The 12,952-nt window shown below is 68.1% G+C and carries 16 protein-coding genes; 14 read left to right on the top strand and 2 right to left on the bottom strand.

The window, feature by feature from the left end; translation table 11 throughout:
* Window positions 1–26 precede the first annotated feature (26 nt).
* The 14 genes from MZV50_RS14790 (at window position 27) to MZV50_RS14725 (ending at window position 10,500) form a co-directional block, all read left to right on the top strand.
* Window positions 27–374 carry an ArsC family reductase gene (locus MZV50_RS14790; protein WP_252629943.1) on the top strand — a complete coding sequence of 116 codons (348 nt, stop codon included), beginning with the start codon at window positions 27–29 and terminating at the stop codon, window positions 372–374.
* Window positions 375–491: 117 nt separating this feature from the next.
* Window positions 492–1,166 carry an HAD family hydrolase gene (locus MZV50_RS14785; protein WP_289781926.1) on the top strand — a complete coding sequence of 225 codons (675 nt, stop codon included), beginning with the start codon at window positions 492–494 and terminating at the stop codon, window positions 1,164–1,166.
* A 47-nt stretch (window positions 1,167–1,213) separates the two neighbouring features.
* Window positions 1,214–1,393 carry a hypothetical protein gene (locus MZV50_RS14780; RefSeq protein WP_252629939.1) on the top strand — a complete coding sequence of 60 codons (180 nt, stop codon included), beginning with the start codon at window positions 1,214–1,216 and terminating at the stop codon, window positions 1,391–1,393.
* A 13-nt stretch (window positions 1,394–1,406) separates the two neighbouring features.
* Window positions 1,407–1,820 (top strand): hypothetical protein, encoded by a 414-nt coding sequence (locus MZV50_RS14775; RefSeq protein ID WP_252629937.1) that lies wholly within the window; start codon window positions 1,407–1,409, stop codon window positions 1,818–1,820.
* Window positions 1,820–2,332: an RNA polymerase sigma factor gene (locus MZV50_RS14770; RefSeq protein WP_252629936.1), complete on the top strand. Its 513-nt coding sequence runs from the start codon at window positions 1,820–1,822 to the stop codon at window positions 2,330–2,332. The genes MZV50_RS14775 and MZV50_RS14770 overlap by 1 nt, the downstream gene beginning before the upstream one ends.
* Window positions 2,332–2,640 carry a hypothetical protein gene (locus MZV50_RS14765; protein WP_252629935.1) on the top strand — a complete coding sequence of 103 codons (309 nt, stop codon included), beginning with the start codon at window positions 2,332–2,334 and terminating at the stop codon, window positions 2,638–2,640. Before MZV50_RS14770 ends, MZV50_RS14765 begins: the two co-directional genes overlap by 1 nt.
* Window positions 2,641–2,770: 130 nt before the next feature.
* Window positions 2,771–3,157, top strand: coding sequence for a DUF6249 domain-containing protein (locus MZV50_RS14760; RefSeq protein WP_252629933.1), 387 nt, complete (start codon window positions 2,771–2,773; stop codon window positions 3,155–3,157).
* A 22-nt stretch (window positions 3,158–3,179) separates the two neighbouring features.
* Complete coding sequence (locus MZV50_RS14755) at window positions 3,180–3,764, top strand: RNA polymerase sigma factor (protein ID WP_252629932.1); 585 nt, start codon at window positions 3,180–3,182, stop codon at window positions 3,762–3,764.
* Window positions 3,757–4,137 (top strand): hypothetical protein, encoded by a 381-nt coding sequence (locus MZV50_RS14750; protein ID WP_252629931.1) that lies wholly within the window; start codon window positions 3,757–3,759, stop codon window positions 4,135–4,137. The genes MZV50_RS14755 and MZV50_RS14750 overlap by 8 nt, the downstream gene beginning before the upstream one ends.
* Window positions 4,138–4,228: 91 nt before the next feature.
* Window positions 4,229–5,056, top strand: a complete 828-nt coding sequence (panB, locus tag MZV50_RS14745; RefSeq protein ID WP_252635247.1) for a 3-methyl-2-oxobutanoate hydroxymethyltransferase — start codon at window positions 4,229–4,231, stop codon at window positions 5,054–5,056.
* A 154-nt stretch (window positions 5,057–5,210) separates the two neighbouring features.
* Window positions 5,211–5,978, top strand: coding sequence for a tetratricopeptide repeat protein (locus tag MZV50_RS14740; protein ID WP_252629930.1), 768 nt, complete (start codon window positions 5,211–5,213; stop codon window positions 5,976–5,978).
* The gene (locus tag MZV50_RS14735; RefSeq protein ID WP_252629929.1) at window positions 5,975–7,405 is read left to right on the top strand and encodes a PQQ-like beta-propeller repeat protein; all 1,431 of its coding nucleotides are present in this window, start codon (window positions 5,975–5,977) and stop codon (window positions 7,403–7,405) included. The genes MZV50_RS14740 and MZV50_RS14735 overlap by 4 nt, the downstream gene beginning before the upstream one ends.
* Before the next feature lie 131 nt (window positions 7,406–7,536).
* Window positions 7,537–9,294 carry a ribosome biogenesis GTPase Der gene (der, locus tag MZV50_RS14730; protein WP_252629927.1) on the top strand — a complete coding sequence of 586 codons (1,758 nt, stop codon included), beginning with the start codon at window positions 7,537–7,539 and terminating at the stop codon, window positions 9,292–9,294.
* Window positions 9,295–9,363: 69 nt separating this feature from the next.
* Complete coding sequence (locus tag MZV50_RS14725) at window positions 9,364–10,500, top strand: serine hydrolase domain-containing protein (protein WP_252629926.1); 1,137 nt, start codon at window positions 9,364–9,366, stop codon at window positions 10,498–10,500.
* Here MZV50_RS14725 and MZV50_RS14720 read toward each other — a convergent pair.
* Together MZV50_RS14720 and MZV50_RS14715 are read right to left on the bottom strand one after the other, a co-directional pair.
* A complete protein-coding gene (locus MZV50_RS14720; protein ID WP_252629925.1) occupies window positions 10,497–11,987 on the bottom strand; it encodes a methyl-accepting chemotaxis protein in 1,491 nt (496 codons plus the stop codon). The genes MZV50_RS14725 and MZV50_RS14720 overlap by 4 nt on opposite strands.
* Window positions 11,988–12,178: 191 nt before the next feature.
* Window positions 12,179–12,934: an SDR family NAD(P)-dependent oxidoreductase gene (locus MZV50_RS14715; protein ID WP_252629924.1), complete on the bottom strand. Its 756-nt coding sequence runs from the start codon at window positions 12,932–12,934 to the stop codon at window positions 12,179–12,181.
* Window positions 12,935–12,952 lie beyond the last annotated feature (18 nt).

The following is a 12,952-nucleotide window of genomic DNA, read 5'->3' as shown; positions in this document are numbered from 1 at the left end:
GCGGGATTCGCCCAAGGAGCCTGGCCATGACCCCGACGATGTACGGCATCAAGAACTGCGACACCGTCGCCAAGGCCCGCAAGTGGCTGGAGGAGCGGGGGCAGGCCTACGCCTTCCACGACTACAAGGCCGTGGGCATCGACCGCGCCACCCTGGAGGGCTGGGTCGCCGAGCACGGTTGGGAGACGATCCTGAACCGCGCCGGCACGACCTTCCGCAAGCTGGACGAGGCCGACAAGCAGAACCTCGACGCCGACAAGGCCATCGGCCTGATGCTGACCCAGCCATCGATGATCAAGCGTCCCGTCCTGGACCTGGGCGACCGTCGCCTAGTCGGCTTCAAGCCGGACCTCTATGAGAAGGCGTTGAGCTAAGCTCTGGAAACTATCCACGCATTCGGCCGGCTGGTGAGCGAAGTTTAAGACGACAACTTGGCGGGGATCAGTCTATCACTGAACGGAACATCCGCTTTGAGCGGACTTGATAAGGACATTGCGCGCGTGGGGGACGCCGTCTCGCGGTACGAGTTGGTCATCTTCGACTTCGACGGCACGCTGGCTGACAGCGCCGCGTGGATGATGCGGGCTGTCAATCCCATGGCGCGTCGGTACGGATTCAAGACCGTCACCGATGACGAGATCGAGATGCTGCGCGGCCGCAGCACGCGCGAGGTGATCCGTTATCTGGGCGTCTCGCCCTGGAAGCTCCCGCTGATCGCGCGGGCCGGCAAGAAGCTGATGGCGGCCGACGCCCACAAGATTCCGCTGTTTCCTGAAACGGCCAAGATGCTGCGCGCCCTGCACCAGGCAGGCGTCAAGATCGCGGTGGTCAGCTCCAACAGCGAGGCGGTGATCCGCCGAGTGCTGGGGCCCGACCTGGAAGACCTGGTCAGTCTCTATGCCTGCGGTGCGTCGCTGTTCGGCAAGGCCCGCAAGTTCAAGCAGGTGACGTCCAAGGGCGTCAGTCGCGACAAGGTCATCTGCATCGGCGACGAGACCCGCGACATCGAGGCCGCCCGCGCGGTGGGTCTGGACTGCGGCGCTGTCGGCTGGGGCTACGCCAAGCCCTCGATCCTGGCCGAACATCGGCCGACCGTGTCGTTCAACTCGATGTCCGAAATTATTTCGTATGTCGGCGCATCCAAGGCGGCGGTCGGCGGCGACTAACCTTCGAAAGCGCGAATGATCGCGCCTCTGATCGAAGGGATGGACCTATGCAAGACCTGTTCTGGAGCTTCTGGTGGCTGATGTTCCCGGTGAGCTTCATGCTGCTGGGCGCCTTCCGCGCGTGGCTGTCTTACCGCGCCCGCCGCGAGGTGGTGGAAGCCCTGCGCGATCTGGCCAAGGCCGGCCGCGAGCCGCCCGCCGCCCTCGTCGCCCAATTGAATCGCTAAGGGAGAGGCCTTCATGCCCGAGCACATCTTCTGGCAGTTCTGGTGGCTGATCTTCCCGGTGGGCTTCATGCTGCTGGGCGCCTTCCGGGCGTGGCTGTCCTACCGCGCCAACCGCGAGGCGCTGGACCTGATGAAGACCTACGTGGCGTCCGGCCGCGAGCCGCCGGCCGAGCTGCTGAACCGGCTGAGCCGACGCCTGCGTGACGACGAGGACGAGGACGAGCGTCCGCGCTATCGCCGCCGCCGCGAGCGGTCCTGGTACCAGGTGGTGCTGTTCGGCATCCTGGGCCTGGGCTTCGCCGTCGCCGCCGCGACCGACATCTATGGCGCGGGTCAGGCCTTCGTCATCGTGGCCTTCGTCATGGGCGCCCTGTGCGCGGCGACCCTGGTGCAGGTTCTGATCGATCGGAACGGACCCACCATCTGATGGACGCCGCGCTTGTCAGACAGGCGCGCGCCGGATCTCAGGCCGCCTTCGCCCGGCTGGTGGCGATCCACGAGAAGCCGCTGCGGGGGTTCCTGCGCAAGAGCGGCTGGATCGACGCCGACGACATCGCCCAGGAGGCGTTCGTGGCGGCCTGGGCCGGGCTTCACAAGCTGCGCGAGGATGAGGGTTTCCGGGCCTGGCTCTACGGCGTGGCGTGGAGGAAGGCCCTCTCGCAGCGGCGCGGCGCCCAGCGCGCTGCCGCCCGCGACGAGGCTTGGCGTGGTGAACAGGACCTGGAGACCGCCGCCGAGGTCGGAGTGGAGGACCGCATGGCCCTCGAAGCAGCCCTGGCGACCCTGCCGGAAGACCAGCGCGCCTGCGTCACCTTGTGCCTGGGCCAGGGCTGGTCCCACGCCGAGGTCTCGGAGGCCCTGGGACTTCCCCTGGGCACCGTCAAATCGCATGTTACCCGCGGCCGCGAGCGGCTGCTGGCCGTATTGGGAGGTTCCTGATGACCCTGGACGATCAATTGGCCGCCTTCCTGGGCGAGGCCCCCAGGCAGAGCCGCGCCGACCTCTTCAGCGCCGAGGTGATGAAGGCGGTCGAGCGGCGCGTGTTCGTGGATCGCCTGTGGGCCATCGGCGCCGGCGCGGCGGCCATCGGCATGGTCCTGTGGGCCTGCTCGCCGGTGCTGGACCTGGCGGTCTCGCGGGTGGCGCCCAGCCTGGCGCCCGTCGCGGCGCTGCTCAGCTTCGTGGGCGCGGCGGTGGTCGCCGGCGGGCCGGGGGTGTGGCGGCGGCTGGGTCTGTCGATCGGATGATGTCAGCCGGCTGATTCTGGCCTTACGAAAGTTTCATCCGGGCGGGCGCCTCCAAACGAGACCGTGAACGCCTCTTACTTGTGAAGGCGGCGCTGGGGGCGTCGTTCAGCGAGTTACTGGAGGATTTGATATGGGTCCTGATATCGTCGTTCCCGTCGTCGGCTGCATGATGATCGTCGCCGTCGTCTGCCTGCCATTCTATTTCAAGAGCCGCGAGCGCCGCGAAATGCAGCGCACGCTGCGCGCGGCCATCGACAAGGGGCAGCAGATCCCACCCGAGGTGATCGAGGCGATGACCAAGAGCGTCAAGTTGCCGCCGACCCGCCTGCGCGACCTGCGAACCGGCGTAATCTGGCTGGCCATCGGCATCGGCGTCGGCTTGGCCACCTATTTCGGCGACTTCATTCACGGCAATGGCGACTTCGAGGGCCTCGGCATCGCCTGCATCCCCGCCGTGATCGGCGTGGCCTACATCGTTCTGAGCTTCTTCAATCCCAACAAGGAAGAGCGGGTCTAGCGCCCAGAGCCTTGGGAGGGGCTTGAGAGCAATGGGCATGGATCGCCCGCCAACCGGTCACGACGTCGAGCTCGCTGCATCCGCGGCGGCGGGCGACCGACGGGCCTATGGGGAGCTGGTGCGTCGGCACGGCTCGGCCGTTCGGGGTCTCTTGAGACGCCTGGGCGCCGACTCGGCCACCGCCGACGACCTGGCCCAGGACGCGTTCATGACCGGCTTCGAGCAAGTGGCCGAGTTCCGGGGGGAGGGAACCTTCGGGGCCTGGATTAAGAAGATCGCCGCCCGCCTTTACCTGAAGAAGGTCAAGCGCGAGGCGCGTCTGATCTTCTCGGACACCGTGGAGCCGGTCCAGGACGCGATGGCCCGCGACGCGTCTGGGGACGCCGCCAGCCGCATCGATCTCGACGAGGCGCTGAAGGCGCTGTCGCGCGGCGAGCGGCTGTGCGTTTCCCTGTGCTACGGGGCCGACTGGTCCCATGGCGAGGCGGCCGAGGCCTTGAACATCCCGATCGGCACGGTCAAATCCCATGTCAAACGTGGTTTGGACAAACTTCGGGCGAAACTCGCCCGACCAGAAGAAGGGGCGAGGAGGGAAGCGCATGGCTGAACCCGATTTCGAAGCCCAACTGACCCGCATGTTCGCCGAAGCGCCGTCCTTCCCGGACGCCCCGCTGTTCAACGCCGAGGTCGCGGCCAAGCTGGATCGCGGCTGGACGATGCGGCGGATGTTCATCGGCCTGGCCGGCACGGCCGCCGGCCTGATCGCTGCGTTCCAGATCCTGAGTTCGCGCTTCTCCAGCGAGGTTACACAGCTGTCTCGCAACAGCGGCCATAACCTGCAGACCGAACTCGACGCGGGCTATGCCAAGTTCAACGCGCTGTTCGCCTCGCCAGGCAGTTCGGAGGCGGTGTGGCTAGCGGCCTGTCTGGCGGTGGTGGCGCTGGCCTTCGCGGTCACCCGGATGGTCGAGGACTTCTAGCGGCTCCCGCCAGGAACGCCGTTCATGTTGCGGCGCGGCGCGATCCGGCCCACAAACGGCGCCCAAAAGAAGCCGTTAGGGAGCGCTCGCCCTGTCCGCCCAACGTCAAGAGACGATCCGCCGTCTGGCCGCGCCCGATATCACCGCCCGCAAGGGCGGTGAGCCCATCGTCTGTCTGACGGCCTACACCGCGCCGGTCGCCGCCGCCCTGGACGGCGCGTGCGACCTGCTGCTGGTCGGGGATTCGGTGGGCATGGTCGTCCACGGCCTGCCCAACACCGTCGGTGTGACGCTGGAGATGATGATTCTGCACGGCCAGGCGGTCATGCGAGGCGCGAGGAAGGCCATGGTCGTCATCGACATGCCCTTCGGCTCGTACGAGGGCTCGCAGGAAGAGGCCTACGCCAACGCGGTCAGGATCATGAAGGAGACCGGGGCTCAGGCGGTGAAGGTCGAGAGCGGCCCGACGGTGCCGGAGACCATCCGCTACATGACCCAGCGCGGCGTGCCCGTGATGGGCCATGTCGGCCTACGCCCGCAGGCGGTGCTGGTCGACGGCGGCTTCAAGGCCAAGGGCCGCGACGCCGCCGAGCGCGAGCGCATCCTGGCCGAGGCCCGTGCGACCGCCGAGGCCGGGGCCTTCGCCGTGGTGGTCGAGGGGGTGGCCGAGTCCCTGGCCCGCGAGATCACCGCCGCCATCGACGCCCCGACCATCGGCATCGGCGCCTCGGCCGGATGCGACGGCCAGATCCTGGTCACCGACGACATGCTGGGCCTGTTCGACTGGACCCCGAAGTTCGTGCGCCGCTATGCCGACCTGAAGGGCGAAATCGAGCGCGCCGCCGCTCAATACGCCAGCGACGTAAAGGATCGCAGCTTCCCGGGAGAGGCCGAAACCTATTACGCCAAGAAGGGATGAAAGCGCGCGTTGCGGCGTGGCGCGGCACGCTATAGGTTCGCCGCCTCGGCGAGCGGCCCTTCGCTAGCCACATTCTGTCTTAAACCAGCGACGTCGGCCGCGTTCGGGCGCGACGTCCTAGGGGCGCTGCGCCCCCGTTTCGGAGCCTCGTTTCGTGGTCGATGTTTTTGACGAAGTCGAAGAGCAGCTTCGGTCGGAGCGCTATCGCAGCCTGGCGGTGAAGTCGCTGCCCTGGGTGGCGGCGGCGACGGCGGCCGTGGTGATCGGCGTCGGCGGCTATTGGGGCTGGACCTCGTACCAGACCAACCAGGCCGATAAGGCGTCGGAAGGCTATCAAGCCGCGCTGGAAACCGCCCAGAAGCAGGGCCCGGCCAAGGCCTTCGCTCAGTTCAAGACCGTCGCCGACGGCGGCGCCCAAGGTTACAAGGCCCTGGCCCTGCTGCAGATGGGCGACATCCGCGTCGAAGAGAACAAGACCCAGGAAGCCGTCGGATATTTCGACGAGGCCGCCAAGGCCGCGCCGAACGCAATCCTCGGTGACCTTGCGCGCCTCAAATCCGCCTTCGCCCTGATGGACACCGCCTCGTACAAGGATATCGAGTCGAGGTTGACGCCGTTGGCGGGGGAAAAGAGTCCGTACCGCGTGTACGCCCGAGAGGCGTTGGCCTTCGCCAAGCTGCAGGCCGGCGATCTGGCCGGCGCGCGCGCCGATTTCGTGATCCTGGCCAATTCGCTGGACACCAGCACGTCGGAGGATGTGCGCCAGCGCGCCCAGGCCGCCATGCAACTGATCGATTCCGGCGCGGCCAAGCAACTGGGCGCGGCCGTGAAGGCCGCCGCCAAACTGCCTCCCATGCCGCCGATGGGCCAGTTGCCCGCCGGCCTCGCGCCCGACGCCGCCGCCCCCAACGTCCCTCAATGAGCCGCCTGATGATTTCCAAGCGTTCCGTCGCCCTGGTCGCGCTGATGTCGGCGTCCATGGCCGTCACCGGCTGCTCGACGGTTTCCAAGCTCAATCCCTTTGGCGGTAAGGACAAGAACAAGTCCACGGCCAGCCAGGGCCAGCGCATCTCGATCATCGCCTTCGACCAGAAGGTCGAGGCCAACGAGTCGCTGAAGGGCGCCGACTTCTTCCTGCCCGAGCCGGCCGCGGTGACCGAGTGGCGCCTGCCGGGCGGCAACGCCGAGCAGTCGATCGAGCATGTCGACGCCGGCAAGGGCTTCCAGATCGCCTGGAAGAAGGGCTTCGGCAAGAAGGGCGGCAAGACGTTCCACGTCACCGCGCCGCCGGTCTCGGCCAACGGTCGCATCTACGTCATGGACGGTGAGGCCGACGTCGTGGCCATCGACGCCAAGTCCGGCTCGCAGATCTGGCGTAAGGACCTGCGTCCGGCCGCCGGCCCGACCAAGAAGGGCGGCTTCCTGGGCCTGATGCCCAAGAAGAACGATCGCCTCGGCTTTGGCGGCGGCGTCGCCGTCGGCCCCGACAACAAGCTGTATGTCGCCTCGGGCTTCCGCTTCGTGGCCCAGCTGGACGCCGCCACCGGCAATCTGGGCTGGACACAGCAGACCTCGACCCCGATCCACGGCGCGCCGACGGTCGTCGACGGCCGCCTGTTCGTCGTGTCGACCGACAACGAACTGCTGACCTACAACACCGAGACAGGCGCGCCGGGCTGGACCTATCAGGCCCTCAGCGAGCCGGCTCGCATCCTGGCCGCCTCGACCCCGGCGGTCAGTGGCGACACCGTGGTGGCCGGCTTCGCCTCGGGCGAACTGGTGGCCCTGCGCGCGGCCAACGGCAACGACCTGTGGAGCGAGGCCCTGAGCCGCGCCAGCCGCACCAACGCCCTGTCGGAGATCCGCGACATCCCGGGCCGTCCGGTGATCTACAAGGGCGACGTCTTCGCCGTCAGCCACTCAGGCGTCTTCGCCGCCACCGACCTGCGCTCGGGCCAGGCCCGCTGGAGCCTGCCGGTGACCGCCATCACCACCCCGTGGGTCGCCGGCGACGTCGTCTTCGTCGTCGACAAGGCCGGCCAGGTGATCTGCGTCTCGCGCGAGAACGGTTCGGTCTACTGGATCCAGGACCTCAACAACACCGAGGCCCTGACCAAGAAACAGAAGAAGAAGCGCGCCAAGCACCCGATCCTTTGGTCGACGCCGATCCTGGCCAACGGTCGCCTGATCACCATGTCCAGCGCCGGTGAGGCCGTGGCCCTGAACGCCAAGACCGGCGCCAAGGAGAAGACCCTGAAGATCGGCGCCCCGGTGCTGATCAACCCGATCGCGGTCGGCGACACCCTCTACGTCGTCACGGACGACGCCGAACTGGTGGCCATCCGCTAGCTTTCCTGCCCCCTCGCGGGGGCGGAAAGACAATCGAACGCCTTCGGGCCCGGGACGGTGAAAGCCGGCCCGGGCCTTCGCTTTTGCGGCCCCCTTTTGCTGTTGGGGCGAAAATCGACTACTGGACGCCTATGCCTTTGAAACTCGCCATCGTCGGCCGCCCCAATGTGGGCAAGTCCACGCTGTTCAATCGTCTGGCCGGCAAGAAGCTGGCCATCGTCGACGACCAGCCGGGGGTCACGCGCGACCGCCGCTACGCCGACGGCCGCCTGGGCGACCTCGACCTGCAGCTGATCGACACCGCCGGCTTCGAGGACGTCTCCGACGAGAGCCTGGAAGCGCGCATGCGCGCCCAGACCGAGCTGGCGATCGAGGAAGCCGACCTGTCGCTGTTCATCTACGACGCCCGCGAAGGGGTCACGCCGCTGGACGAGGTGTTCGCGGCCCTGCTGCGCCGCCGCGGCAAGCCGGTGATCATCGCCGCCAACAAGGCCGAGGGCAAAGCTGGCCAGTCGGGCATCGGCGAGGCCTACAAGCTGGGGCTCGGCGAACCGATCCCGATCTCGGGCGAGCACGGCGAAGGCATGGCCGAGCTGTACGCCGCCATGCTGGAGGCCGTCCCCGAGGACCAGTACAGCGACGACGAGGATGACGAGGACAAGCCGATCCGCCTGGCCATCGTCGGGCGCCCGAACGCCGGCAAGTCCACCCTGATCAACCGTCTGATCGGCGAGCAGCGCCTGCTGACCGGCCCTGAGGCCGGCATCACCCGCGACTCGATCTCGGTCGACTGGGTCTGGGGCGACAAGAAGGTCCGCCTGGTCGACACCGCCGGCCTGCGCAAGAAGGCCAAGGTGCAGGAGAAGCTGGAGAAGCTCTCCACCCAGGACACCATCCGCGCCATCACCTTCGCCGAGGTCGTGGTTCTGGTCATGGACGCCACCCACCCGTTCGAGATCCAGGACCTGCAGATCGCCGACCTGACCGAGCGGGAAGGGCGGGCCCTGGTCTTCTGCCTGGCCAAGTGGGACCTGATCGAGGATCAGGCCGCGACCCTGGCCGCCTTCCGCGAGCACGCCGAGCGCATGCTGCCCCAGGTGCGCGGCGCGCCGGTGGTGGCGCTGTCGGGCGAGACCGGCAGCGGCGTCAACAAGCTGATGCCGGCCGTGCTGAAGATCCACAAGGACTGGTCGACCAAGGTCAAGACCCGCGACCTGAACGACTGGCTGCAGATGGCCATGCAGCGTCACCCGCCGCCCGCCGTCAGCGGTCGCCGGGTGAAGCCCAAGTACATGGCCCAGACCAAGGCCCGGCCGCCGACCTTCGTGCTGTTCTCCAGCCGCGCCGACCAGATGCCCGACCACTATCGGCGCTATCTGATCAACTCCTTGCGCGAAAGCTTCGACCTGCCGGGGGTGCCGCTGCGCATCACCATCAAGTCGGGCGCCAACCCCTATGCCGATGGCGAGGCCAAGGGCCACAGTGGCCGGGGCAAGCGCGAGTTCGAACGCCGCGAGCGCGAGGAGGAACGCATCCGCGCCTCGCGCAACACGGTCAAGAAGTCCAAGCGCCTGGCCGACGAGGCCGCCGCCAAGGCCGCTGCCGAAGCGGGCCTGCCGGACCCCACCGTGAAGCCGGCCAAGAAGAAGGTCCCCAAGGCCGCGCTCCAGACCGCGGTCGACAACGCCGCTGTCGCCGCCGAGCCGGGCAAGGCAGCGGTTAAGTCGGTCAAGAAACTGGGCCCCAAGGTCCAGAAGAAGGTCTCGACGACGCCCAGCTACAAGGTCGGCGCCAAGTCGGCCGGCGGCAAGGCGGCGGGACCCAAGCGTCCGACGGCCGGCTCGCGCACCGTACGTGGCAATACGGGCCCGGGCAGCAAGAAGCGTTGAGCCCAAACTTCGCCATAAGCGTTTAGCTTCCTGGAGCTGGACCGGAGAATGGCGATGCGGGGGATAGGATTGGCGCTGCCGCTCCTGGCTATGGTCGGGGCGAGCCTGCCTGCCATGGCGCTGGCGGCGGACTACAAGCCCGTCGTCTGCAAGAGCGCGGTGACCTATGCTGGCCCGCCGCTGCACGCGTCGGTCGCGCCGCCGTTGCTGCCCGAAGTCCCGAAGGCCGCGCTGGATTCCGATACCGTGGCGCGACTGGAGGCGGCTTTCCTGTCGGCCAAGGCCGCGACCAAGGCGCCGGCCATGACCGTCGCCGTCCTGGTCCCCGGCAAGGGCGCCTGGGAACGCACCGACAGCGGCGACCAGCCACCGTTGCTGTTCTGGGCCAGCGCCGGCAAGAGCCTGATCGCCGTGGTGACGCTGCAATTGGTCGAGACCGGCAAGCTGAAGCTGGAAGATCCGATCGGCAAGTACGTGGCCGGCGTTCCCAATGGCGACGTCGTCACGATCCGCGACCTCCTGGCCCATACCGGTGGCCTGTTCAGCGCCAATGAGGATCTCAAGGCTCGCGCCGAGCGACGGGCCCACAGCCTGGACGAGGACGTGAAGATCATCGCCCGTCATGGCGCGATGTCATGCCCCGGCGAGCGCTGGCGCTATTCCAACACCGGCTACGCCCTGCTGGGCAAGGTGATCGAAGAAGTTGACGGGCGGTCCTGGCAGGACGCGGTCGACGCCAGGATCGTCAAGCCGCTGGGCCTGAAATCCCTGCGGATGCTGGCCGATGGCGACAAGGCCGAGGATGTCGCCGGGCTGGTCTCGGCCAAGGAGGCGCCGATCGAGCCCGCCTGGGCCGGGCCGGCGGGGCCGGCCGTGGGCTCGGCGGGCGACATGGCGCGGGTATGGGCGGCGCTGCTGGGCGGCCAGCTTCTGAAACGCGAGACCGTCGCGGCGATGTTCGAAAAGCTCTACCCGATGTTCGACGCCGGCAGCTTCTATGGCCTGGGCGTTATGGCGATCGAGGTTCCGGACGCGAACGGTTCCAAAAGCCTGTGGCTGGGCCACCTGGGCGGAACGCCGGGCGCCGGCGCGGTCGTGGCGTATTCAGCGAAGGACGGAGCGATCGTAGCCGCCGCCCTGACCGGAGACGGCTCGGCGGCGGCCACGGCGAACCTGCTGCTAAGGCAGGTTGCGGCCCCCCACTAGAACTCTTCCCACTCGGCCGGAGCGGCGGCCGTCGCGGCGCCGCCCGGTCGGGCGAAGCTCTGGATGCGGGCGCGCTGTTCGGCGACGGTGTTGCGGGCCGGGGCCGCTCCGGGATGGCGGGCGGCCACGCGACCGGTCTGGAAGCGGGCCACCTGGCGAGCCAGGTCCTGCGCCTCGCCGCGCAACGAAGCCGACGAGGTGTTGGCCTCCTCGACCATGGCCGCGTTCTGCTGGGTGACCTGGTCCATCTGGTTCACGGCGGCGTTGACCTGATTCAGGCCGGTGGCCTGCTCCTGCGAGGACTCGGCGATCTCGCGGATCAGGCCGTTGATCTCGCCGACCTTGGCGACGATGCCGGTCAGGGCCTGGCCGGTGTCGCCGACCAGCCGCACGCCGTGCTCGACCTGGGTGGACGAGTTGGCGATCAGGGTCTTGATCTCCTTGGCGGCTTCGGCCGAGCGCTGGGCCAAGGCTCGCACCTCCTGGGCGACGACGGCGAAGCCGCGGCCGGCCTCGCCGGCGCGGGCGGCCTCGACACCCGCGTTCAGGGCCAGGAGATTGGTCTGGAAGGCGATCTCGTCGATGACGCCGATGATCTGGGTGATCTGGCCCGAGGACTTCTCGATCTCGCCCATGGCCGCGACGGCCTGCTGGACGACCTCGCCGGAACGGTCGGCGTCGGTGCTGGCCGCCGAGGCGGCGGCCGAGGCCTGCCGGGCGCCCTCGGCGCTGCGCTTGACCGTCGCGGTGATCTGGTCGAGGGCGGCGGCCGTCTCTTCCAGGCTGGCGGCCTGCTGCTCGGTGCGCTTGGACAGGTCGTTCGAGGCGCTGGCGATCTCGTTGGCGCCGGTCTCCATGCTGTTGGCGGCGTCGGCGATCGCGGTCATGGCGTCGCGCAGGCTGTCGATCGCGGCGTTGAAGTCCTCGCGCAACTGGGCGTAGCGGCCTTCGAAACGGGTGTCGATGCGCGCCGTCAGGTCGCCGCGGGCCAGGCGCCCCAGGCTCTCGGCCAGGACGGAGACGATGTGCTCCTGCTCCTGGCGGACTTTTTCGCGCTCGGCTTCGGTTTCGCGGCGCTCGACCTCGACCGCGGTGACGTCGGCGGCGAACTTGATGACCTTGAAGGGGCGGCCCTGCTTGTCGAGCACGGGGTTGTACGAGGCCTGGATCCAGACCTCCTTGTCGCCCTTGCCGACCCGCTTGAACTTGTCGGCGACGTACTGGCCGGCATTCAGCGCGGCCCAGAACTCGCGATAGGCCGGCGAGGCGGCCTGGGCGGCGTCGACGAAGATGCTGTGCTTGCGGCCCTGGATCTCGGAGAGGGTGTAGCCCATCGTCCGCAGGAAGTTCTCGTTGGCCGTCAGGATCGTGCCGTCCAGGCTGAATTCGATTACCGCCTGGGAACGCTGGATCGCCGCGACGATGCCCGCGAGATCGGAGACTTGAGCCGTGTCGGCCGTTTCACGGCCACGAGAGAACAGCGCCATGTGGAGCCCCCCAAGGACGCGACGTCGTCGCCGCGTTCAAACGTCTCGGGGGAGGGTGGTTAACGCGGTGCTAATTTGGCGTCCGCTCGCAAAACATTGTTCCTCGGATCAGCGTCAGGGTGGTATTTTTAACCTCTATGCAACCCGTGCGGCTATTTCCGTAACAATTCAAACCCCACGTTGGGTTTTGCTCAGGCGTCGATGCTGGGCGATTCCTGGCCGCGATCCTTGAAGCGGACGACCCCCTTGGGCGGCGCGCGGTCGGGGCGAACCAGGTCGACGACGAACGGGACGATGGTCTCCGGCGCGGGCACGGTCTTGGGATCCTCGCCCGGGAAGGCGCCGGCGCGCATCTTGGTGCGCATCGCGCCGGGATCGACGCAGAAGGCGCGGATCGGCGTGTTCTCGGTCTCGTCGGCATAGACGTCGACGATCGCTTCCAGCGCCGCCTTGGTCGCCGCATAGGCGCCCCAGAAGGCCGGGCGGGTCTTGGCCACGCTGCTGGAAAGGAACAGGGCGCGGCCGGCGTCCGAGGCGCGCAGCAGCGGGTCCATGGCGCGGATCAGCCGCCAGTTGGCCGTCAGGTTGGTGGACAGGATCATGTCCCAACCCTTGGGCTCCAGATGGCTGACCGGCGTCAGAGGGCCCAGCAGGCCGGCCGCGCCGACCACGATGTCCAGCTTGCCCCAGCGCTGGTGGATCGCCGCGCCGAGGTGATCCAGGCCGTCGGGCTCGCGCAGGTCCAGCGGAACCAGGGTGGCGTGCTCGCCGGTGGCGTCCAGGATGGCATCGTCCAGAGCCTCGAGCGCGCCCTGGGTGCGGCCGACCGCGATGACATGGGCGCCGGCCTTGGCCAGGCCCAGGGCGATCGCTTCGCCGATGCCGCGCGTGGCGCCGGTGACGAGGGCGATGCGGCCGGCCAGCGGCTTTTGGGAGTCGGAAGTCATGCGCGGGTTCTAGAGCAG

Origin of the sequence: Caulobacter segnis (assembly GCF_023935105.1) — a bacterium.
Classification (GTDB): domain Bacteria; phylum Pseudomonadota; class Alphaproteobacteria; order Caulobacterales; family Caulobacteraceae; genus Caulobacter; species Caulobacter segnis_B.
This window is presented reverse-complemented; position numbering and strand designations above follow the sequence as displayed.